The organism is Flavobacterium sp. HTF, from assembly GCF_003105115.1.
GTDB lineage: Bacteria > Bacteroidota > Bacteroidia > Flavobacteriales > Flavobacteriaceae > Flavobacterium.
Genome location: NZ_QETH01000035.1, coordinates 13,890 through 36,020, shown reverse-complemented (window position 1 = coordinate 36,020; position 22,131 = coordinate 13,890). Strand labels below are relative to the sequence as shown.

Annotated in this window: 20 protein-coding genes; 8 read left to right on the top strand and 12 right to left on the bottom strand. The window is 34.1% G+C overall.

What is annotated here, in order from left to right; genetic code table 11:
- Window positions 1–2 precede the first annotated feature (2 nt).
- From DCO46_RS12295 to DCO46_RS12280, 4 genes are all read left to right on the top strand, one after another.
- Window positions 3–1,457, top strand: coding sequence for a SusD/RagB family nutrient-binding outer membrane lipoprotein (locus DCO46_RS12295; protein ID WP_116752827.1), 1,455 nt, complete (start codon window positions 3–5; stop codon window positions 1,455–1,457).
- Window positions 1,458–1,474: 17 nt separating this feature from the next.
- Window positions 1,475–2,758, top strand: a complete 1,284-nt coding sequence (locus tag DCO46_RS12290; protein WP_116752826.1) for a hypothetical protein — start codon at window positions 1,475–1,477, stop codon at window positions 2,756–2,758.
- Between the two features lie 91 nt (window positions 2,759–2,849).
- Window positions 2,850–3,584, top strand: a complete 735-nt coding sequence (gene rlmB / locus DCO46_RS12285) for a 23S rRNA (guanosine(2251)-2'-O)-methyltransferase RlmB (protein WP_116752825.1) — start codon at window positions 2,850–2,852, stop codon at window positions 3,582–3,584.
- A 43-nt stretch (window positions 3,585–3,627) separates the two neighbouring features.
- Entirely contained in the window at window positions 3,628–4,437 is an 810-nt protein-coding gene (locus tag DCO46_RS12280; protein ID WP_116752824.1) for a DUF2490 domain-containing protein, read from the top strand.
- Here the strand turns inward: DCO46_RS12280 and DCO46_RS12275 are convergent, their stop codons facing one another.
- Entirely contained in the window at window positions 4,438–4,923 is a 486-nt protein-coding gene (locus DCO46_RS12275; protein ID WP_116752823.1) for a hypothetical protein, read from the bottom strand.
- Window positions 4,924–4,996: 73 nt separating this feature from the next.
- Entirely contained in the window at window positions 4,997–5,767 is a 771-nt protein-coding gene (locus tag DCO46_RS12270) for a rhomboid family intramembrane serine protease (RefSeq protein ID WP_116752822.1), read from the bottom strand.
- 157 nt (window positions 5,768–5,924) lie between these two features.
- On the opposite strand from DCO46_RS12270, the gene DCO46_RS12265 reads away from it, so the two are divergent.
- Window positions 5,925–7,202, top strand: a complete 1,278-nt coding sequence (locus DCO46_RS12265) for a replication-associated recombination protein A (protein ID WP_116752821.1) — start codon at window positions 5,925–5,927, stop codon at window positions 7,200–7,202.
- A gap of 15 nt (window positions 7,203–7,217) precedes the next feature.
- Here the strand turns inward: DCO46_RS12265 and DCO46_RS12260 are convergent, their stop codons facing one another.
- The 10 genes from DCO46_RS12260 to DCO46_RS12215 all read right to left on the bottom strand — a co-directional run bounded on the left by DCO46_RS12260 (window position 7,218) and on the right by DCO46_RS12215 (window position 17,840).
- The gene (locus tag DCO46_RS12260) at window positions 7,218–7,958 is read right to left on the bottom strand and encodes a hypothetical protein (protein WP_116752820.1); all 741 of its coding nucleotides are present in this window, start codon (window positions 7,956–7,958) and stop codon (window positions 7,218–7,220) included.
- Between the two features lie 2 nt (window positions 7,959–7,960).
- A complete protein-coding gene (locus DCO46_RS12255; protein WP_116752819.1) occupies window positions 7,961–8,647 on the bottom strand; it encodes a YjjG family noncanonical pyrimidine nucleotidase in 687 nt (228 codons plus the stop codon).
- A gap of 3 nt (window positions 8,648–8,650) precedes the next feature.
- Window positions 8,651–9,340, bottom strand: coding sequence for a RadC family protein (radC, locus tag DCO46_RS12250; RefSeq protein WP_116752818.1), 690 nt, complete (start codon window positions 9,338–9,340; stop codon window positions 8,651–8,653).
- A gap of 141 nt (window positions 9,341–9,481) precedes the next feature.
- Window positions 9,482–10,837, bottom strand: coding sequence for a UDP-N-acetylmuramate--L-alanine ligase (locus DCO46_RS12245; RefSeq protein ID WP_116752817.1), 1,356 nt, complete (start codon window positions 10,835–10,837; stop codon window positions 9,482–9,484).
- Window positions 10,838–10,903: 66 nt separating this feature from the next.
- A complete protein-coding gene (locus tag DCO46_RS12240; protein WP_116752816.1) occupies window positions 10,904–11,593 on the bottom strand; it encodes a tetratricopeptide repeat protein in 690 nt (229 codons plus the stop codon).
- A gap of 143 nt (window positions 11,594–11,736) precedes the next feature.
- A complete protein-coding gene (locus tag DCO46_RS12235) occupies window positions 11,737–13,881 on the bottom strand; it encodes a S46 family peptidase (protein WP_116752815.1) in 2,145 nt (714 codons plus the stop codon).
- Between the two features lie 177 nt (window positions 13,882–14,058).
- The gene (gene obgE, locus DCO46_RS12230) at window positions 14,059–15,060 is read right to left on the bottom strand and encodes a GTPase ObgE (RefSeq protein ID WP_116752814.1); all 1,002 of its coding nucleotides are present in this window, start codon (window positions 15,058–15,060) and stop codon (window positions 14,059–14,061) included.
- Between the two features lie 108 nt (window positions 15,061–15,168).
- Window positions 15,169–16,443, bottom strand: a complete 1,275-nt coding sequence (locus DCO46_RS12225) for a hemolysin family protein (protein ID WP_116752813.1) — start codon at window positions 16,441–16,443, stop codon at window positions 15,169–15,171.
- 216 nt (window positions 16,444–16,659) lie between these two features.
- Window positions 16,660–17,232, bottom strand: coding sequence for an adenylate kinase (locus tag DCO46_RS12220; protein WP_116752812.1), 573 nt, complete (start codon window positions 17,230–17,232; stop codon window positions 16,660–16,662).
- Between the two features lie 77 nt (window positions 17,233–17,309).
- Complete coding sequence (locus DCO46_RS12215) at window positions 17,310–17,840, bottom strand: phosphoribosyltransferase (RefSeq protein ID WP_116752811.1); 531 nt, start codon at window positions 17,838–17,840, stop codon at window positions 17,310–17,312.
- A 184-nt stretch (window positions 17,841–18,024) separates the two neighbouring features.
- Between DCO46_RS12215 and DCO46_RS12210 the strand changes: the two genes are divergently transcribed.
- The 3 genes from DCO46_RS12210 to DCO46_RS12200 all read left to right on the top strand — a co-directional run bounded on the left by DCO46_RS12210 (window position 18,025) and on the right by DCO46_RS12200 (window position 22,108).
- Entirely contained in the window at window positions 18,025–19,296 is a 1,272-nt protein-coding gene (locus DCO46_RS12210) for a PQQ-dependent sugar dehydrogenase (protein ID WP_116752810.1), read from the top strand.
- Between the two features lie 124 nt (window positions 19,297–19,420).
- Complete coding sequence (locus DCO46_RS12205) at window positions 19,421–21,526, top strand: TonB-dependent receptor (protein ID WP_243416302.1); 2,106 nt, start codon at window positions 19,421–19,423, stop codon at window positions 21,524–21,526.
- A gap of 30 nt (window positions 21,527–21,556) precedes the next feature.
- Window positions 21,557–22,108: a hypothetical protein gene (locus DCO46_RS12200; protein ID WP_116752829.1), complete on the top strand. Its 552-nt coding sequence runs from the start codon at window positions 21,557–21,559 to the stop codon at window positions 22,106–22,108.
- Window positions 22,109–22,131: the final 23 nt, after the last annotated feature.

Below are 22,131 nucleotides of genomic sequence, written 5' to 3'. Positions count from 1 at the left end.
CTATGAAAAATAGACTTCTTATATTAATACCAATTTTATCCCTATTTGCATCATGTACTGATGACATTACAGGATTAAATACGGACACAAAACGTCCAACAACTACTGATGCTAGCTACTTATTTACTAACGCTGAACACGCATTAGTAGATCAGGTTACAAGTACTTCTGTGAACATTAATGTTTTTAGATTATATGCTCAACAGTGGACTGAAGTTCAATACCCACAAGAAAGTCAGTATGACTTTTCACGTAACATTCCTGATGCTCACTGGAACGTTTATTACCGTGACGTACTTAGAGACTTTAAAGAAGCAAAAGTTTTGTTAACGGATCTAAAAGCAGGCGCTAACGCTGAAGAAGCAGCTATTATTGATAATAAAATTGCTGTTATCGATATATTATCTGTGTATGCTTATAACACATTAGTAGACACGTTCGGAGATATTCCTTATAGTGAAGCATTAGATATTATTGGTCATCCGCTACCTAAATATGATGATGCTCAAACAATCTACAGAGATCTTTTAACAAAATTAACTACTGCATCTAATGCATTAGATACTAGTGTAGGAAGTTTTGGTGATGCAGATTTAATTTATGGTGGAAGTACTGGTAAATGGGCAAAATTTGCTAATTCATTACGTTTAAGAATGGCAATTAATATGCATGATGTTGATGCAACTTATGCTTCTGCACAAGCTTTAGCCGCTATTGGTGATGGTGTAATGACTTCAAGTGCAGATGGTACTTATATGACTTACGCTGCAACTCAACCAAATGCAAACCCATTATATGTTGATTTAGTTGCTTCAGGTCGTAATGACTTTTTGCCTGCTGACACTTTTGTGAATAAGTTAAATGCACTTGGAGATCCAAGAAGAGCTAAATATTTCACTTTATATGACGACGGAACATACAAAGGTGGAGTTTATGGAGCTCTTAATACTTACGGTGCTTTTTCTCACCTAACTGAAACTATTAAATCACCAACTTATCCTGGAGTATTATTTACTTATTCAGAAGTTGAATTTTTATTAGCTGAGGCTGCTGCAAGAGGAATTGCTGTTAGTGGAAGTGCTGCTTCTCACTACAACGCTGCTATCACTGCTTCTATGCAGGATTGGGGTGTAGCATCTGCTGATATTGTTGCTTATTTAGGAAAACCTGATGTAGCGTATGCTACTGCAGCTCCAACATGGCAACAAAAAATTGGTGAGCAAGCATGGATCGCTTATTTCAACAGAGGATTTGAAGCTTGGACATCTTACAGAAGATTAGATTACCCTGTATTGGCTGCACCAACTATTACTTTTAACAACCTGAAAGAGGTTCCAAAAAGTTATCCTTACCCAGTAAAAGAACAAACTATCAATGCTACAAATGTTCAGGCTGCGATAGCTAAATCTGGCGGAACTAACATTGGTATTACTAAAGTTTTCTGGGATAAAAAATAATAAAAAATAATAAAATTATGAAAAAATATATAAAAATTGCTGCTCTCGCGCTAGTGGTAGCCTTCGCTTCTTGCGATTCTGAAGCAGATGGGACGGACTTCGTAGAAGTAGGAGGTAATGCAGTGCCACAAGCGACAATTAGTCGTTTAGACAGAAACTTTAACTTGCCTATAGCACTTTTCACAAAAGAAGGTGTAACTGCAACTAAGGTTGAAATTTACCAAAACATTGCGACTACCACAGCAGATCCAATAAAACTTGGACCTAAAGTTGCTGATGCTACTATTGCTAATGGTACAGCTACATTTAATACTTCTACTTTAGGTAGTTTTGATGTGTTTCCAGTAACTCAAACTGATGGTACTGTGACATTAACTGGAAAAACTGGAGTTCTTGTATTAGCAATTCTTACAACATATTCTGACGGATCATCTACAAGAGCTCCTTACAGACTTACTGTTGCTAAAGGAATTGTTTGGAAAGCTGACGATCATGGTAGTGCAACAAATACAACTACTTCTACAAGTGGTGTAACAGCTGTATTATACAACAATCCTGCACCTGTTGTTATACATTATGCGACAGTAGCAGACAAAACAACCGTAATTGACAAGGTAGTAGGTGAATGGTCTATTAATGGCGGGGCTTATTCTGTAATTCCAGACTTGACATTCTCAACAAGCAAACAAACTATTGATGTAGCTGGTTTAGATTATATTGGTGCTGGTGTACAACCTGATGATGTCGTAACATTCAGATTTACAGTAACAGCTGGAACTCAAACTGATGCAATCACTACGAAAATCACATATGCTGATCAAGTATTTGATGGTGCTAAAGATGGTGTTCTATCTAATTCTGATACTACAAGCCAATTTAGTTTTCAAACTGGATTAAATTATGACGGAGCTGACACAGCTCATACTGAAGTTACATTTACAAGCCCATTTGGTTTCGTAAGATCTTCAGATGATGTTAGAATTCAATTCGTAAAAGCTAATGCATTGGATTTTGAAACTACTAACTTATTGCAAGCTGAAGCAGCATTTAACGCTGGTGTGAAAGTTGCAGGAGTAAGTAATTTAGTTCTTAACGATGTAGTTCTTTACAAAGTTACAAGAAATGTTAATTTAGGATCTGATGATGAGCCAGATTTCCAAGATGTAACTTACTACGGTTTAATTCAAGTTACTGACAGAGTAGCTGGTACTACAAGTCAAAAATTATCATTCTCTTATAAAGAAGGAGTATTATACCTGGAAGAAGCAACAACTCCTGTTGTTATCAATCCTGCTCCATAAAAAAATAGAAATATTCTTTTAATAGAAACTAAAACCACCGGCACACGTCGGTGGTTTTTTTTTATATAAACATTATACCTATATTTGCCCTATGGAAAAAGAACATCAAATATTTGGAATCAGAGCCATTATAGAGGCAATTCAGGCAGGAAAAGAAGTAGATAAAGTATTCATCCAAAAAGAGATTTCTGGTGAATTGATGAAAGATTTAATGAAGGTGATGAAACGCGCTAACATTAATTTCTCTTACGTTCCTGTAGAAAAACTGAACCGATTAACTCCAAATAATCACCAGGGTGCCGTAGCAACAATATCACCTATTGGTTTTATTGACCTTGAACATTTAGTTGAATCAACTATTGAATCTGGCTTAAAACCGTTATTCCTTATATTAGATCAGATTTCAGATGCAAGAAATTTTGGTGCCATTATTCGTACCGCTGAATGTACAGGAGTAAATGGCATTATAGTTCAGAAGGCCGGATCTGCTCCTGTAAATGGTGATACGGTTAAAACTTCGGCGGGTGCAGTTTTTAATGTGCCTATTTGTAAAGTTGAACATATTAAAGATGCAATATTTTATCTTCAGGGCTCTGGAATTAAAACTGTAGCAGCCACTGAAAAAACAGAGCAAAATATTTATGATGTAGCATTAAACGAACCGGTTGCAATTATAATGGGTTCTGAAGACCGTGGAATAAATCCATCTGTTCTGAAAATTGTTGATGAAAAAGCAAAACTACCAATGTTTGGTACTATTGGTTCATTAAACGTTTCTGTTGCATGTGGTGCTTTTTTATATGAAACTGTCCGTCAAAGAAGTTAACTTTTAATACGTTTAGACTGGTAATGAATAATTTTAAAAACAAATGCATTCATATTTACCTTCAAACATATCAATTAAAAAAAGTCTTTTACTTGTTTTCATAACAACTTATTCAAGCTTTTGTTATGGACAGGACACCGCATACAATCAATTCTGGAGTGAAGTTCAGTTTACCAAAACAATAAATGAAAAATGGTCTGCAGAATTAGATATAGCAAATTCATATAGCAGCACAGAATCATCTTCCAATATTTTTGAAAATAATGTTCAAAAATCATTTAGACTATGGGGGCATTATTACTTAAACCCAAGGTGGAAAACATCTGCTTTTTTAGCTTATTTTGATAATAAAGATGTGCCGGAAATTGGACAATTTAAATCCCCGGAATGGAGGTTTGCCTTACAGGGTATTTATTATTTTCATAAAGTTGGTTATACTTTAAGTACACGGTCCAGACTTGAAATAAGACATATAAGGAACGAAGATCAGGAGTATGAAAATGTTTTTCGCTACAGACAACAAATTAAATATTTAAAGCCAATAAACAGTAAAGTACTTCGCAAAGGGGTTATTTATGGAATAACATCTGATGAACTGTTCTTTAAGTCCGGAACAAAAGTAACAGGAGAAAGTTTCTTCGACCGCAATAGATTTAATATTGGTGCGGGATACTTATTTAGTGACGACATTCAGCTTGAAGTCACATATGTAAACGAAATTCTTCCCAGAAACAAAGGTACTCAAACTGTAAATGCCGCTTCTTTGACACTTACGTTTAATAATTTATTTGAAAATGTCAAAAACAAAGTCTTTCACAAGGAGACTTCAAAAACTACAACTGAAGATGAATAATTATTTTTCTTCTTTCAAGAAACAATTTAACTGATCCATTATTGCTTTTTTATGAAGTTTAAAAGCATAATTTTCACTAAACTCTGTACCATGCATATTTATATCAGCATTAACAGCTTCAAAGCTTGAAAACGATTTAATATCTTTTTTATCTATCATATAAAGAACCTCCATAACAGAATCACGCTTTAAATAACGTGTATCAAAATACTCTAGCTTATATTTATTAGTATCAGCAAGCTCAATAACTAAGTCGCCTTTAACTGTTTTATTCTCTTTTTTTGAAGGAAATGGTGACGGCTGCAAAGCAATAAAATAGTTTTCTTTATCGGTTACAATTCCAATTTTTAACGATTTTAGTTTTGTTGTATAAAAAGTGGCCGTTTTGATAAAATATAACATTGAACCATCGGGTTGCACTTTGCTTTTAATTTCGTACTGAGCAAAACTCTGCAAAGAAAACAAAAACACAATTATACTTTTCATAATCAAAATATTAAAAACAAAAAATTGCCTATACAAAAATACCTGTTTTTCTAATAACTTCAACAATAGCCATTTACAACTCTTCACCCTTTTCATTTGCTTTTCGAATAATATAATTAACCTGAGTATCCGAATTAAAATAATTAAAATTTGTTTCTGCATCTTCTTCCTCAGGTTTTTCGATATTAACAAAATTTCCTTTTTCATCAAAGTGTTTCATAAAAGCATCTTCCTGGGGATTAAAATCCGGCTTTTGCCATTCATATACAATTGGCTTAGCATAATCCGGGGTTTTATAAAACAAAGTAAGTACAAAGCCAGTTATAAATCCTGCCAAATGTCCTTCCCAGGAAATAGCATTATCAACCTCCGGAAAAACATACCAAATCATTCCACCATAAAGAAGAACAACACAAAAAGATAGCGCCACTAATCTGTAATAGCGTGTTTGAATTCCTTTAAAAAAAATAAAACTTACTAAAACATAAATCAGTCCACTTGCTCCAATATGATAGTTTTCCCTCCCTATTATCCATGTAATTAAACCTGAAAACAAAATTCCATAAGCAATAACAGGAAGAGTTTGTTTTGGATAAAAGAAGCGCAGTGCAGCCAACAATACCAAAAGTGGAATGGAGTTATTATATAAATGACTTAAATTTTCATGAATAAAAGGACTAAATAAAATTCCCTGCAGACCAGAAAAATCACGTGGATATATCCCGTTTTGATAAAAATCAAAATCAAAACGAATCTGAAACCAATATACTATCCACAGAAAAAGCACAGAAAAAACCGGAAGTCCCAATACAGAATTCGAAAATTTAAAGTCGTTATCATTCATAAACAAAATAATTAAGTCAAAAGGATAAACATCAAAAAACTATCCAAATACAATTTACTGATAATTTGTCAGCCATTACAAAAGCAATTCCCAAACTATGAAAGTTAATAAGATATAAAACTTGTTTAAATAAATCTGAAAATAGTAATTTTACAAAATGGAAGCACCTTTAGCAGAGCGTATTCGCCCACAAAAGTTAGAAGATTATATTAGTCAAAGTCATTTGGTTGGTCTAAGTGGTTCATTGACGCAGCAAATTTCGAAAGGAATTATTCCTTCTTTGATTTTTTGGGGTCCTCCGGGAACAGGAAAAACTACACTAGCACAAATCATTGCACAAGAATCAAAAAGGCCTTTTTATATTTTAAGCGCCATAAATTCCGGTGTAAAAGATATTCGTGATGTCATTGATAAGGCCAAACAAAGTGGCGGGCTTTTTACTGCCAAAAACCCTATTTTGTTTATTGATGAGATTCACAGATTTAGCAAATCACAACAGGATTCCCTTTTGGCTGCTGTAGAAAAAGGCTGGATTACACTAATTGGTGCCACAACAGAAAACCCTAGTTTTGAAGTTATTCCTGCATTATTATCCCGCTGTCAGGTTTATATTTTAAATGCTTTTACTAAAAGTGACCTTGAGGCTCTATTGCATCGCGCAATGAAAACAGACATCGAATTAGCATCAAAAAAAATTAACCTTAAGGAAACAGAAGCGTTAATAAGACTTTCTGGCGGAGATGGCAGAAAACTATTAAATATTTTTGAACTGGTTGTAAATGCTTCACCGGATGGTGAAATTATAATAACAAACGACCGTGTTTTGGAATTAGTACAGCAAAATACTGTTTTATATGACAAAACCGGAGAACAACATTATGATATTGTATCTGCCTTTATAAAATCAATTCGCGGAAGTGATCCGAATGGTGCAGTCTATTGGCTGGCAAGAATGATTGAAGGTGGTGAAGATGTAAAATTTATTGCAAGGAGAATGCTAATTTTGTCCAGTGAAGATATTGGAAATGCAAATCCTACTGCTTTTATAATGGCAAATAATACATTTCAGGCAGTTTCCACTATTGGTTACCCGGAAAGCAGGATTATATTAAGCCAGTGCGCAATTTATCTGGCAACTTCACCAAAAAGCAATGCTTCTTATATGGCAATCGGAAATGCTCAACAATTAGTTAAACAAACCGGTGATTTACCAGTTCCGATTCATTTAAGGAACGCTCCGACAAAACTTATGAAAGAATTAGGCTATGGTGAAGATTATAAATATTCACACGATTATGCCAATAATTTTGCAGAGCAGGAATTTTTGCCTGATGCGATAAAAGAAACGGTTCTTTATAATCCGGGGAGCAATTCCCGGGAGAATAGCAACCGCGAATTCCTAAAGAACCGTTGGAAAGGTAAATATGGTTATTAAACCAAATTTGTATTTTTAGAATTTAACTGATACTTTTTCAGATACCAATTTATCATTTTGATAATACTCAAAAAACCACTGATTATCTTTAGCATTTAAAGATCCCTGAATGCCATCTTTTATTGCAATAAAAGAATCAGGACGTGACGTTTTAAGAAGTTTCATTACAACTCTTGGTGTTTTATCTATTAATTGAAATCCGTTTTCTGTTGGTTGTGCGTATAATAAATTAGGATCCGAAATATCTGCTACTGGTGTTGCAGCAACATTATTGGAGGTAACAACCGCAGTAGAAACATTCGCAACAGCTTTAGTAGATCCTGAAACTGCATTTCCACTATATTTATAATGTAGTTTATTTACAGATACAAAAGCTAAATCAAGACTTTCTCTATAAGCAAGTTCATAATCTTTCTCTTTACTTTTTCCCATTTCAGAAGTATAGACTTCTTTCCCGTAACAATCTTTAAAAACAACAAAGAGTTTAGTAACTAAAAAACCATTATCTCTCTTCACATCAACATATAACAGCTGACAACGATCTGCATATTCTGCAGGAATCTCTTCATTTGTATAAAAAGCCTGAAAACCTGCTTTGATTAAATTAGATTTTGTCATTGTTGCTAATCTGTACTGGTTTTCTGTTTTCAAAAAATCATATTTCAGTGGAACAATAACTGCTTTATAATCATTGATAGTTTGTGAAAACCCGATAAACGAAACTAAAAGCGCAATCAATAAAAATTTAATTCTCATAATTATAAATATTTTTTAAGTTCTGATAAATGATTTATTTGTTTGTAATTGTTTGGTGCTTCAATCTTTCTCGCATTAAAAAAAATGGCGTCTAATCCGGCATTTAATGCTCCATATACATCTGCTTCAAGATCATCGCCGATCATAATGCTATTCTGTTTTGATGTCTGGGCTAAATTGACAGCATAATCAAAGATAATACTATTTGGCTTTTTCACACCAGCCATCTCAGAATTTGTTATGGTACTAAAATAACCTGAAAGTAAGGCATTGTTTATTTTTTTATCCTGAACAGCGGCAAAACCATTGGTGATAATGTGCAATTTATATTTTGGTTTCAAATATTCCAAAACTTCAATTGCTCCGTCAAAAAGGTAATTATTGTCTGTTAAAAATTCTATATAATCATTGGCAATCTGATCAATATTTTCATCTGTCATAGAATAATTCAAAGCATCAAAAGAAAGCTTTAATCTATTGTAACGCAATTCCTGATGGGTAATTTGATCGTTCTGGTATAGTCTCCAGCATTCCTGATTTATCGGAAGATATTTTTCAATAAAATCGTCAATTTTAATTGTCCCGAAATTATTTTTAAAAATACGATCGAAGGCCATTTGCGAATTTTTATCAAAGTCCCAAAGCGTGTGATCTAAGTCAAAAAAGATGTCTGTAATATTGGTGTTCATGTATTAAAAAATTCCTTCATCAACAAAACTATAATATTTTGATTCAGTTATAATCACATGATCTAAAATTTTAACATCTAATTTGCTTCCTGCCTCACGAATCTTTCTCGTAATTTGTTTATCTGCATCACTTGGAATCAAACTTCCTGAAGGATGATTATGACACAAAATCAAGGCTGTAGCACATTTCTCAAATGCTAATTTAAAAATCAATCTAACATCAACAGTTGTTCCGCCAATTCCTCCCTTACTCAATTGCGATTTAGAAATAACATTGTTAGAATTATTAAGAAAAAGCACCCAAAATTCTTCATGAGGTAAATCTCCAATTATAGGTTGCATAAGTTCAAAAGCCTTATTACTAGACGTTATTTTGGTCGTTTCAACAGCTTTCTCCGATCTTCTTCGTGCACATAATTCTAAAGCTGCTACAATTGTAACTGCCTTTGCCTCTCCTATTCCTTTAAATTTCATTAATTGGGCAATAGATAATTTCGCCAAGGAATTTAATCCGCCAACACTAGCTAAAATCCGCTGACTTAATGCAACAGCAGATTCATTACGGCTTCCGGAGCCAATTAATATAGCCAGTAATTCAGCATCACTCAAAACATCTTTTCCTTTGAGCATTAATTTCTCACGAGGTTTATCATCTTCTGACCAATTTTTTATAGCAAAATGAGATTTTTCCATAGTCATTTAGTTTTGAAAGCGAATATATACTAAAAAGAAGAAAAATCTTTCAAAAAAATATTAATTTAAAAACATAGACAAAAAAAATGCCAATCACTATTGCGATTGGCACGTTATCAAATTTTCTAATTGACTAATTATCTACTCGATCAATTGTTTTACTTCATCAAAATTTAATCCGCCATAATTTCCTGAACTCATTAATAAAAGTGCCGAATTGTCTAAATTTAAATTGAATAAATATTCTTTAAATTCAGCAGGATTGGTATAAATAATTAAATCTTTTCTATTAAATGCTATAGCAATCTGATCGTAAGTTACTTCTTCTAACTGCTTAATTTTTACTGCATCTGGAGAATAAAACACCACTGCAACATCTGCATATTCCAAAGCGCCTTCATATTCTTTTAAAAATTCAGCATTTAGACTGCTATATGTATGAAGTTCTAAACAAGCTACTAAAGTTCTGTTTGGATATTGTTCTTTTACCGCTTTTGTAGTCGCTGCAACCTTACTTGGTGAATGTGCAAAATCTTTATAAGCCACTTTTCCTTTTCCTTCGGCAATTTTCTCTAAACGTTTAGAAGCGCCTTTAAAACTTGCAATTGCTTCGTAAAAATCGGCTTCGTCAACCCCCATGTTTTGGCAAATCCATTTTGCACCGGCAAGGTTATTTAAATTATGTGCACCAAAAACTTCTATTGGCATATCACCTTCGGGAGTTTTTAACAAAGTAACACCATCACTAACGGTATATTCCGGTGTATTATAGGCTAATTTACGAATCGGGTTTGTTGCCGCTTCTGCAACTCTTTTTACTTCAGGATCATTTTCGTTATAGACTAAAATACCTCCGTTAGTTATTTTCTCTATAAAAATTTCAAACTGCTCAACGTAATTTTCATAAGTCGGAAACACATTGATATGATCCCATGCAATTCCGGAAATCAAGGCAATATTTGGATGATACAAGTGAAATTTTGGACGTCTGTCAATTGGAGATGATAGGTATTCATCACCCTCCAGAACCATAAAATCATTTTCTTCTGTAAGATGCACCATTGTATCAAAACCTTCTAACTGTGCCCCTACCATATAATCAACTTCAATATTATGATAATGCATTACGTGCAAAATCATCGAGGTTATTGTTGTTTTTCCGTGAGAGCCTCCAATTACAACACGCGTTTTATTCTTAGATTGCTCGTATAAAAATTCCGGATATGAATATATTTTTAAACCTAATTCCTGCGCTTTCAGCAACTCCGGATTATCAGCTTTTGCGTGCATTCCTAAAATTATCGCATCAAGATCCGCCGTGATTTTTTCCGGAAACCAACCCATTTCTACAGGAAGAATTCCTTTTTTATCTAATCTTGATTTTGATGGCTCAAAAATAGCATCGTCACTTCCTGTAACCTGATATCCTTTATTATGCAGTGCCAATGCTAAATTATGCATAGCACTTCCGCCAATGGCGATGAAATGTGTTTTCATTTAAATTTCAATTTTTTATAAATTCCAAAATCCAAAAGTCACTTAAGAGTAACATTTGGCATTTGGTTATGATGACTCAAATTTTTGTTTTAATTCATGCGCTTTTTTAGCGTCTTTTAATTTGTTCAAATATAAATTATATAATTTTTGAAATGTGGTTTTTGATTTACCAATTTCGTGTGCTTTCACATAATATTTTTCTGCCGAAGCATAACGGTCGAAATACTCTTCGATCTTGCCTCTCGACAAATAACCATCAACCTGAGACAACTTTAATAGTTCGTTTGAATAAAAAATTGCTTTAGATTCACTTCCGCCAAAAATACCCGGAAGATGAAGATAATATTCTACCAAACCCCAACGGGCCTGAATGTGTTTTGGATTCAATTCGATTGCTTTTTCAAATGATTTTCTGATTTCATCTGCCATTCCTAAAGCTTTGAACTTATTTACTTCGGATGCACGCATTCCTAAAGCCCCGCCATATTTAAAGTAATAATTGGCTTCTGAAGGTTTTAATTCTTTGAGCTTTTTATAATACTCAACCGCTTTCTGCCAGGATTTTTTATAAGAAGCAATATCTCCCAGATATTCAATGGCTTTCGCATCTGAAGGTTTCGTTTTTAAAACTTCTTCAAATAAAATCTGGGCTTCATCATACTTCTTAGCCTGTAATAACTTCTCCCCTTTTTCAAAGTTAGATTGTGACCAAATCATTATTGGGGCAAACAAAAAGAGGATTATTAGTTGTTTCATATTTCAAAAATAATGAAATATAGAATGCATAAATTATTTATAGTAAATAATATACAAAAAACCCGACAGGTTTAACAACCTGTCGGGTTTAGTTTTATAAATCAAATTCTAAGTTTTGAATTTATGCAATAATAAAAAGAGGATTATTTAGAAATCGTCAATTCGTCGATAATATTTTTTGCTCCGGCATATTTATCAATAATCCAAAGTACATAACGAATATCAACATTTATCGTTCTTTGTAATTTAGAATCAAAAATAACATCACCGGCCATAGCTTCAATATTTCCGTCAAAAGCAATTCCGATTAATTCTCCTTTTCCGTTAAGAACAGGCGAACCGGAATTTCCTCCTGTAATATCATTATCTGTTAAGAAATTAACTGGCATATATCCAGCTTTATCAGCATATTGTCCGTAATCTTTTGCCTTGTTTAATTCTAACAATCTTGCTGGTAAATCAAATTCCTGATCTCCTGCTTTATACTTTTTCACCATACTCTCCATGGTTGTATAATTGTTGATTTTAGCATCGTTACGAGGGTCTGCAGGCAAAGCACGAACTTTTCCGTAAGTCAGTCTCAAAGTAGAATTTGCGTCCGGATACTGAATCGAGTTTAATTTTGATTCTCTCAGGCCTTCTACTAATTTTCTGTAAGCAATTGAAAAACCATCGTCAGCTTTTGCCTGGTCATTTGTCTTTGCACGGTTTTTAGTCATTAAATCATTAGAAATAATATACAAAGGATCATGTACAATTGCCAATTGTTTTGGATCAGCCATAAAGGCTACTATTTTTTCTTTACTTGCAAAATAACTTACTTCAATCGCTTTTGCAACATCTTCAGTAAAATCACCATTATTTACTGATTTCATTTTTGCTATTTGTGTCGCTAAACCATATTCTGCAGCTTTAGCAGCATATAAATTTAACTGAGCCGTTAACACATCTTTTTCAAGAGGAACATAAAAATTGCCATAAATATTATCAATCATTGTGTTGATTTTAGGCAACATTTCTGCTCTTTTTGCTTCGTTCTCGTTATAGTAAGCAATTAAAGCATTTCCTAGATTTGCAGGTCCCGTTGCATAAGCCGAAGTACGCATAACTTGCGTTAAGTAATTATCGTGACGTGCTTTTAAGTTTGTTTCTCTGTAGAAATCGTTAATAGTCGGAATTACGTTTTCATACTTGTCCTTATTTGCAGGTTTGCTTGCCCACTCGTAGAATTTGTCTTCCTGTTCAGCTTTAGCATCTACAGTTCCTGCTTTTGTCAAAGCATCTATCATTCCCTGACGGTTTTTCCAGTAATTGGCTGTCGAAGCATATTTAGAAGCATATTGTAAACGTACAGTAGCATCTTTATCCATATACTTTTTCATTTGATCCATTCCGGTTTTTGCACCTTCAACCCATGCAGGATAAGCATACTTAATATTTTGCTCGATTCCACCGGCCGGCATCCAACGGTTTGTTCTTCCCGGATAACCTAAAATCATGGCAAAATCATTTTCTTTTACTCCTTTAATGCTCACAGGCAAATAATGCTTTGGCTGCAAAGGCACATTATCTTTAGAATATGCTGCAGGATTTCCGTTTTTATCCGCATACACCCTGAACATTGAGAAATCTCCTGTTTGGCGTGGCCATTCCCAGTTGTCGGTATCTCCTCCAAATTTACCTACACTTTCAGGTGGTGTCCCAACTAAACGAACGTCTGTATAATCCTGGTAAACAAAATAGTAATACTCATTTCCCTGAAAGAAAGGGCGAACAGAAACGGTATATTTACCACCTTCACTATTTTCACTTTCAATTAAACTGATTTCCTGCTGAATGATTTTATTTCTTTCCGTTTCTGTCATTGTATCATTTACTTTTGACAAAATTCTTTTAGAAACATCATCCATACGAACAAAAAAACGAACGTATAAAGACTTAGGTTTCATCTCTGCACTTTTATCTTTTGCCCAAAAACCATTTTTTAAATAATTTTGTTCAGCAGTAGAAAGTTCTGCAATAGCATTATATCCGCAATGGTGATTGGTTAAAACCAAACCTTCTTTAGAAACAATCTCTGCTGTACAACCTCCGTTGAACTGCACAATTGCATCTTTTAAACTATGGTGGTTAATACTGTAAATTTCTTCAGCTGTTAACTGCAGTCCCATTTTTTCCATATCTCTATGGTTCAATCTTTCGATAAACATCAAAAACCACATTCCTTCATCTGCTCTTACAGGAAAAGCCATTAGACACATGGTCAAGAATAAAACTATTTTTTTCATATTATTTTATTTTAAGTCCTGCGAATATAGTTCATTTTCACAATTATTTAATCTGTTAGGCTCTTAAAATTATATATCCTAATGTATTTTTAATGATTTTTTACGAATTTAACATTATTAAAATCAAAAAAGGTGTCCAGTTACCTGAACACCTTTTAAAAAGATTTTTCTTATTTTTTATTCATTCAGCATTTTCCACAGTTTATCTTTCAGATCTGTTAAACCTTGTTGCGCAACAGATGAAATAAACATGTATGGAATATCCTTGAAAGAAACATCTAATTCTGCTTTCAATTCTGCCTTAAGTTCGTCATCAAGCATATCACATTTTGAGATTACCAAAAGACGTTCTTTGTCCAGCATTTCCGGATTGTACTTTGTTAATTCATTAACCAAAATATCATATTCGGCTTTGATATCTGCAGTATCAACAGGTACTAAGAATAATAAGGTCGAATTACGCTCGATATGGCGCAGGAAATAATGTCCTAAACCTTTTCCTTCTGCAGCCCCTTCAATAATTCCCGGAATATCAGCGATTACAAAAGATTGAAAATCTCTGTAAGCAACAATTCCTAAGTTTGGTTTTAAGGTTGTAAAAGGATAGTCAGCAATTTTTGGTTTTGCCGAAGTTAAAACAGACAATAACGTTGATTTACCCGCATTCGGAAATCCTACTAAACCAACATCTGCCAAAACTTTAAGTTCCAGAATAACGTCCATTTCTGCTCCCGGTAAACCAGGTTGTGCATATCTAGGCGTTTGATTTGTTGAACTTCTAAAATGCCAGTTACCTAAACCTCCTTTTCCTCCTTTAGACAGAATTCTTTTTTCTCCATCATCAGTGATTTCAAATAAAGTTTCTCCTGTTTCTTTATCTTTTACAACAGTTCCTAAAGGTACTTCGATGTATTTATCTTCTCCGTCAGCACCTGTACTACGGTCTCCTCCGCCATCTCCACCGTGACCCGCTTTAATATGACGCGCAAACTTTAAATGAAACAAAGTCCAAAGTCCTTTATTACCAACTAAATATACGTGTCCACCGCGACCGCCATCACCTCCGTCCGGGCCTCCTTTTTCAATAAATTTCTCTCTGTGCAAATGTGTAGATCCCTTTCCTCCCTTTCCGGAAGAAACATATATCTTAACATAATCTACAAAATTTCCTTCTGTCATTTTCTTTTTGTTTATGTATAGTTTAAAGTTTAAAGTTTCAGGTTTCAGGTTGGCGCAATGCACTTAACCTGAAACCTGAAACATAATAAAACCTGAAACAAATTCTCTTTATTCTTTAAGTGCTTTTACAAGCACTTTGTCAATCTTTACGCCATCCATATCCAGGACTTCCAGCACAAATTTTTGCCAGATTAGCTTTTCACCTTCTTTTGGAATATGAGAAAGCTCTGTCATGATCATTCCGCTTACCGTATTTACTTCGTAGTCATTTGTCAATTCGTCAAGTTCAAAATACGTTAAGAAATCATGCAGTGAATAATGTCCGTCAACTAACCATGAACCATCTTCTCTCTCTATAAGCTGAAATTCGTCTTTATAAAAATCTGATGCATCACCCACCAAAGCTTCCAATATATCATTTAAGGTAATAATACCCTGAAAAACGCCATATTCATCTGAAACAAGAGCATAATGAATTCCGGTTTTTTTGAAATTTTCAAGCGCTTTGTATGCGGTTGTCTGTTCCATTAAATAAGGGGCATCTATCATTATTGCAGACAGATCAAAATGATCACTTTCAATATTGGCAAAGATGTTTTTTAAAGTTACAATTCCGACAATATCATCGTAATTATCACTGTAAACCGGATAAACTGTATGCAGATCATGCAAAACCAATTCCTTAATTTTAGCTTTATCTGCATTTAACGGTAACATATCAACCGATTTTCGGTGTGTCATTAACGAACTCACCTTTCTGTCACCAATATGAAAAACACGTTCTACGATATCTTGTTCAATTTCCTGAACCTCACCTACTTCTGTTCCTTCTTTTATAATAGCTTTAATCTCTTCTTCTGTCACTTTTCCGTCTGCGGTTGGTTTTATCTGAAGGATTTTCAATAAAAACTCTGTCGAAGTCGTCAACAGCCAGATAAACGGAGCCGTAATGATAGAAATAACTTTCATTGGCATTGCTACCATTTTGGCAATTGATTCGGGATAATTTAATCCGATTCGTTTTGGGAGTAATTCTCCTAAAACCAAAGAGAAAAAAGTTAAAACAACAACAACAATTCCAACTGCAACCGAATGTGCGTATGGCTTTAATACTTCAAATCCGCTCACAAATGTTTCAACATCTATTGTAATCTTATCCCCTGAATAAATACCGGTCAAAATTCCGATTAAGGTAATCCCGATTTGTACTGTTGATAAAAATTTATTCGGTGAATTCGCTAAGTCCAGTGCTGTTTTGGCACTCTTGTTTCCTTTTTTGGCAGCTGTTTCCAATCTGTTTTTCCTGGCTGAAATCAGCGCTATTTCAGACATAGAGAAAACTCCGTTTAATAGTATCAGAAAAAATATTATTAGTATTTCCAATTTGTAATTGATTCGTTATTGAATAGTTCGTTAAATATAATTTGTAACCTAAAATGTATTCTAATTGACACGTCCGGGATGCCGGGTTCTAAAAAAACTAATTTTTCCTGCCAGAAAACTGCGCTCCCAAAGCCCCGGGATAAGCTCGTTTTATGGTGTGGAAAAATAGTTTTTGTATCCCGGTAAACGGGATGAAACGACAGCTCGAAAAAGTTTCTACAAATTATCTATAACTGACGTTAATCTCTCTGTAATTTCTTCGATAGTTCCAATACCGTTTACTGCATAGAACTTATTTTGTTCTTTATAATACCCAATCAGCGGAGCTGTTTTCTCATTATATTCCTGATATCTTACACGAATCTTTTCTTCATCCTGATCATCAGCTCTTCCGCTTGTTTTTCCTCTTTCTAATAAACGCGCTACCAGGATTTCATCATCTGCTTCTAACGCAATTGTTGCTGTAACACTTGAACCAATTGTTGGCAAAAATTTGTCTAAAGCCTCTGCCTGGTCCAAAGTTCTTGGATAACCGTCAAATAAAAATCCTGCTGTATCAGGATGTTTTTTCACTTCATCAATTAACATTGCAGTTGTTACTTCACAAGGAACCAATTCTCCGTTGTCCATAAAAACTCTTGCTTTTTTTCCTAGTTCTGTATCATTTTTCAAATTAAAACGAAAAATATCTCCTGTTGAAAGATGTGTTAATTTGTATTTTTCTTTTAAAAATTCTGCCTGAGTTCCTTTTCCTGCCCCTGGCTTTCCAAATAAAACAATGTTAATCATAATACGAGTGAGTGTTGTTACTTCTTAAATTTTCAAAGAAGTTTAAAATGAATATATAGTTGTGTGTGTTTCTTAAATTATTCTGCCAGTTTATATACTTCGGTCAGGTTTCTTCCTAATCCATCATAATCTAAACCGTAACCAACAATAAATTTATTTGGAATCCTGATGCCGATATAATCAATCTTAATGTCTTTTGTATACGCTTCCGGTTTAAAAAATAGTGTAGCAATTTTAAAATGCTTTACATTTTGTGCTTTAAACATTGCCTTCAATTCTTCGATTGTATTTCCGGTATCAATGATATCTTCAATAATTACTACAGTTCTGCCTGCCAGATCCTGATTTATCCCTATTAATTCTTTTACAGAATTTGTAGATTCCGTTCCTTCATAAGATGCCATTTTGATGAATGAAACCTCACATGGTTTTTTATATTTTTTCAGGAAATCAGAAACAACCATAAAAGCACCATTTAAAACCCCAATAAAAATAGGCGTATCATCTCCAAAATCATCTTCTACTTGTGCAACTATTTTCGTTAAAGCAAAATCAATTTCTTTTGCCGAAATAAACGGAACAAATTGTTTATCGTGAAGTTGTATCATTATTTTTATGTTTAAAATAATGCGCAAAGATACAGAATTACAACCAAACTGTGATTAACAAATTATATAGTAACTTCAATTTTTTATTAATGTTAAATATCAGTTAATGTTTACATTTTAATAATTTAATTATTTCTGGAATTCAGTAAATTGTTGTCTATAAAACTTTTAACTCCAAACCATGATGAGAGCAATTTCACAAATATTTTCCGGATCACTATTGATATTACTTACTGCCTGCAACGGACAGGTAAAAAAAGATGAAAAAGAGTCTCTGGCCAAACAACCTGATAATGTTGTAAAAACCGCAATTGGCGAAATTACCTTACCTCCTCCTTATGCAACCGAATCTAAAACTAACAATAGTAAAGTTATTGGCTGGCCACAAGGCAAAACACCTACAGCTCCACAGGGTTTTGTGGTAACCAAATTTGCTGACGGGCTTGTAAATCCACGTTGGACTTATATTGCGCCAAATAATGATATTTTTGTTGTTGAAAGCGGTACCAGAGCAAGTAAAAATCAGATTACGGTTTTTCGTGATGCTGATAAAGATGGAAAATTTGAAACCCGAAATGTATTTATTTCAAACCTCAACAAACCTTTTGGAATGCTTGTTCTGAAAGATTTTTTCTATATAGCAAATACAGATGGACTTTATCGCTATCCCTATAAAAACAATCCTCTGAAATTAGAAACACAGGGAACAAAGATACTGGAGCTTCCTGTGGGAGGCTACAACAACCACTGGACAAGAAATTTGCTTGCCAGCAAAGACGGATCAAAAATTTACGTTTCGGTCGGATCAGGAAGTAATAATGCTGAACATGGTATTGATAAGGAACTTCGAAGAGCCGATATTTTAGAAATTAATCCTGACGGAACAGGTGAAAAAATTTATGCTGCCGGACTTAGAAATCCTGTTGGTATGGATTGGAATCCGGCAAATGGCGAACTCTGGACAGCTGTTAACGAACGTGATGAACTGGGAGACGAACTGGTTCCAGATTATGTAACAAGTGTCAAAAGAGATGGTTTCTACGGCTGGCCTTATTCTTATTATGGAAATATTCCCGATCCGAGAATGAAAGGAGAACGTAAAGATCTTGTTGAAAAAGCAATTGTTCCGGATATTCCGGTTGGTGCGCATACAGCTTCTTTGGGTTTGGCTTTTTATACTAAAGATAAATTTCCGGCAAAATACAAAAACGGACTATTTATTGGTCAGCACGGTTCCTGGAACCGTTCAAAAATATCAGGTTATAAAGTTCTCTTTGTGCCTTTTGCAAACGGAAAACCTTCCGGAAAACCTGAAGATTTTTTAACCGGTTTTATTTCAAATGAAGAAAAAGCAGAAGTATACGGCCGTCCGGTTGCGGTTACAGTGATGAATGACGGATCACTTCTTGTAAACGATGACAGCGGAAATATAATTTGGAAAATTACCGCTCAATAAAACTTCTAATTCTGCAGAACAATCTTAAACACACAGAAACATAGGCTTTGGTTTTTTAATATAAAAACCTAGTGAAACACCTTTTTTGCCTCTCCGAATTCTATGTTTCTGTGTGTTAAAAATTATGTCCAACAATTTTATGGCTTTAAAAAAATATTGTTTTCCTTATTTTCTACTGATTCTTTTTCAGACTGTTCAGGCGCAAAATAAAGAGAGCAAAACTATTGACTCTTCTAAAACAGAAAAGCTCCAGGAAGTTGTAATCAGCTCCTTTCACATCAATCAGGATATTCAAAATACGCCTGCTTCTATTGGGCTTTTATCCAAAAAACAACTTTTACAAAACAATACTACAGACATCAGTACCGTAATCAATACGATTCCGGGGGTTTTTATGCAGTCTGCAAACTTTACCACAAGCCGGATTTCGATCCGTGGTATTGGGGCAAGGACACCATATGGAACCAATAAAATCAGGGCTTTTTATGGCAGTATTCCTTTGACCTCAGGAAACAGCGAAACTGTTATTGACGATATTGATTTGGAAAACCTGAGCCAGATTGAAATTATTAAAGGACCGCTTTCGAGTGTTTATGGAGCCGGATTGGGCGGTGCTATTTTAATTTCACCTCAACTTTCAAAGACAAACGGGCAAAGCGGCGGAATAAGTACTGTGGTTGGTTCTTTCGGATTATTAAAAAACACACTGAATTATAGTTTGAACGAAAAAACAGGAAGTCTCAACCTGAATTACCACAAAATGGAAACAAATGGCTGGAGGGAAAACAGCGACTACAACCGTGAAGGCATTACACTTGCCGGCGAATTATTTAGAAAGAAAAACAGCAAACTGACTTATCTTTCAAATTATACTTACCTGAAATCTTATATTCCGAGTTCAATTAATAAAACCATGTTTGAAAACAGTCCCAAATCGGGTGCGCCGACCTGGGTTGCAGCAAAAGGTTATAAAGAATATAAATCGACACTTGCCGGATTGGCTTATGATTTTAAGATTAATGAAAATCTGGATAATTCGACTTCCGTATTTATTAATTACAAAGACAGCAACGAACCGCGACCTTTTGATATTCTTCGCCAATACACTTTTTCTGCCGGAGCACGAACTCAGTTTTCGGGTAAATTTAAAATTAAGGAAACTGAAAATCAATTTATTGCCGGAATAGAATATTTTTCAGATCATTATAAAGGTAATACGTTCGAAAACTTATATCAGCAAAATAATGGTCAGGGAAGTCTACAGGGAAATCAATTAACGGAAAGTGGTCAGAAAAGGAATTTTTATAATATTTTTTCACAAATCAGAACTTTACTCTCTAAACAATTTGAGATTCAGGCCGGGATAAATTACAACAAAACAAAATTTGAATTAGAAAATTACAATCTTAATTATACTCAGCAATACAGTTATGATGGTATTTTTTCACCTCAATTATCTTTGTTATACAAACCAAACCCGCAGCAAACGATCTATTTTTCTGCCAGCCGCGGATTCTCATTACCGGCAACAGAAGAAACACTCACAAGCGACGGAACTATTAATCCTGATATAAAACCCGAAAATGGTTATAATTTTGAGGCTGGAGGAAAACTATACTTTTTCAACAAAAACCTTTATACACAATTCAGTATTTATCGAATGGAAATTAAAGATTTATTGGTAGCCAAAAGGGTGGGTGATGATCAATATGTAGGGATAAACGCCGGCAAAACATTTCATGAAGGAATCGAAATCTCAATAAACCACAATTGGCCAATTGACTCATTTTTAACTTTGAGTTCCTATATTTCCGGTTCTTTTGGAAATTATGAATTTAAGGAGTTTGTGGATAACGGAAATGATTACTCAGGAAATAAATTAACAGGAGTTGCAGCAAACAAAGCAAACGCCGGATTACTTCTAAATACCCGTTTGGGAATTTATCTTTCTGCAGATTACCAATTTGTAGATGAAATTCCGCTAAACGATGCCAATTCAGCCTATTCAGATTCTTATTCCCTTATAAATTTAAAAACAGGTTATCGTTTTGAAATCCTTCCTCAATTAAACACGCATTTTGCTGTCGGAGTAAATAATGTAACAAATGAAAAGTATGCTACACTAATTTTACCAAATGCAGTTGCAGTCGGGAATGCATCTCCAAGATATTATTATCCGGGTCTTCCTGTAAATTATTATGGTACTGTTTCATTAAATTATTTATTTTAGATGCTGTATACAAAATCAAAACCAAAAAGAATGTGTTCTGAACTTCATTCAAAACTAGACTATGTAAATGCGTATAGAGAAAATCGCCTTAAAGTCGCGCAGGAAATTTTAGAAAACAGATCTCTGTTTGATGAATTGGTTTCGGTTTGTTTTTTGCCTTTAAACAAAAACAATCATAAGGCTTGCTGGATTCTGGAATTTGTCTGCTACGAAGAATTAAACTGGCTTCAGCCACACCTTGATTTTTTCTGTTCAAATCTTAAAATCCTAAAAGACGAAAGCGCCATCCGTCCCATTGCAAAAGTGGTTCAGCTTTTAATAAAGTCACATTATAAAAAAGATGAAAACAGTGTTTCCTTAACAGAAGAAAATTTACAAAACTGTATCGAAACTTCTTTTGACTGGCTGATAAATGATGTCAAAGTAGCTACAAAAGCCTATTCTATAAGAACTTTATATATTTTAGGAAACCATTATGACTGGATTCATCCTGAACTTAAAGTGATTATCGACAAAGATTACGGAGATCATTCGGCTGCTTACAAAGCCGTAGCCAAAGAAGTTTTGAAAAAAATAAAATAATTTTTGTTTGCCACGAATCCTTT

Coding starts and splice junctions, on each gene's coding strand:
- DCO46_RS12295 (WP_116752827.1), top strand. CDS start 3: ATGAAAAATAGACTTCTTATATTAATACCAATTTTATCCCTATTTGCA.
- DCO46_RS12290 (WP_116752826.1), top strand. CDS start 1,475: ATGAAAAAATATATAAAAATTGCTGCTCTCGCGCTAGTGGTAGCCTTC.
- rlmB (WP_116752825.1), top strand. CDS start 2,850: ATGGAAAAAGAACATCAAATATTTGGAATCAGAGCCATTATAGAGGCA.
- DCO46_RS12280 (WP_116752824.1), top strand. CDS start 3,628: ATGCATTCATATTTACCTTCAAACATATCAATTAAAAAAAGTCTTTTA.
- DCO46_RS12275 (WP_116752823.1), bottom strand. CDS start 4,923: ATGAAAAGTATAATTGTGTTTTTGTTTTCTTTGCAGAGTTTTGCTCAG.
- DCO46_RS12270 (WP_116752822.1), bottom strand. CDS start 5,767: ATGAATGATAACGACTTTAAATTTTCGAATTCTGTATTGGGACTTCCG.
- DCO46_RS12265 (WP_116752821.1), top strand. CDS start 5,925: ATGGAAGCACCTTTAGCAGAGCGTATTCGCCCACAAAAGTTAGAAGAT.
- DCO46_RS12260 (WP_116752820.1), bottom strand. CDS start 7,958: ATGAGAATTAAATTTTTATTGATTGCGCTTTTAGTTTCGTTTATCGGG.
- DCO46_RS12255 (WP_116752819.1), bottom strand. CDS start 8,647: ATGAACACCAATATTACAGACATCTTTTTTGACTTAGATCACACGCTT.
- radC (WP_116752818.1), bottom strand. CDS start 9,340: ATGGAAAAATCTCATTTTGCTATAAAAAATTGGTCAGAAGATGATAAA.
- DCO46_RS12245 (WP_116752817.1), bottom strand. CDS start 10,837: ATGAAAACACATTTCATCGCCATTGGCGGAAGTGCTATGCATAATTTA.
- DCO46_RS12240 (WP_116752816.1), bottom strand. CDS start 11,593: ATGAAACAACTAATAATCCTCTTTTTGTTTGCCCCAATAATGATTTGG.
- DCO46_RS12235 (WP_116752815.1), bottom strand. CDS start 13,881: ATGAAAAAAATAGTTTTATTCTTGACCATGTGTCTAATGGCTTTTCCT.
- obgE (WP_116752814.1), bottom strand. CDS start 15,060: ATGACAGAAGGAAATTTTGTAGATTATGTTAAGATATATGTTTCTTCC.
- DCO46_RS12220 (WP_116752812.1), bottom strand. CDS start 17,232: ATGATTAACATTGTTTTATTTGGAAAGCCAGGGGCAGGAAAAGGAACT.
- DCO46_RS12215 (WP_116752811.1), bottom strand. CDS start 17,840: ATGATACAACTTCACGATAAACAATTTGTTCCGTTTATTTCGGCAAAA.
- DCO46_RS12210 (WP_116752810.1), top strand. CDS start 18,025: ATGAGAGCAATTTCACAAATATTTTCCGGATCACTATTGATATTACTT.
- DCO46_RS12205 (WP_243416302.1), top strand. CDS start 19,421: ATGTCCAACAATTTTATGGCTTTAAAAAAATATTGTTTTCCTTATTTT.
- DCO46_RS12200 (WP_116752829.1), top strand. CDS start 21,557: ATGTGTTCTGAACTTCATTCAAAACTAGACTATGTAAATGCGTATAGA.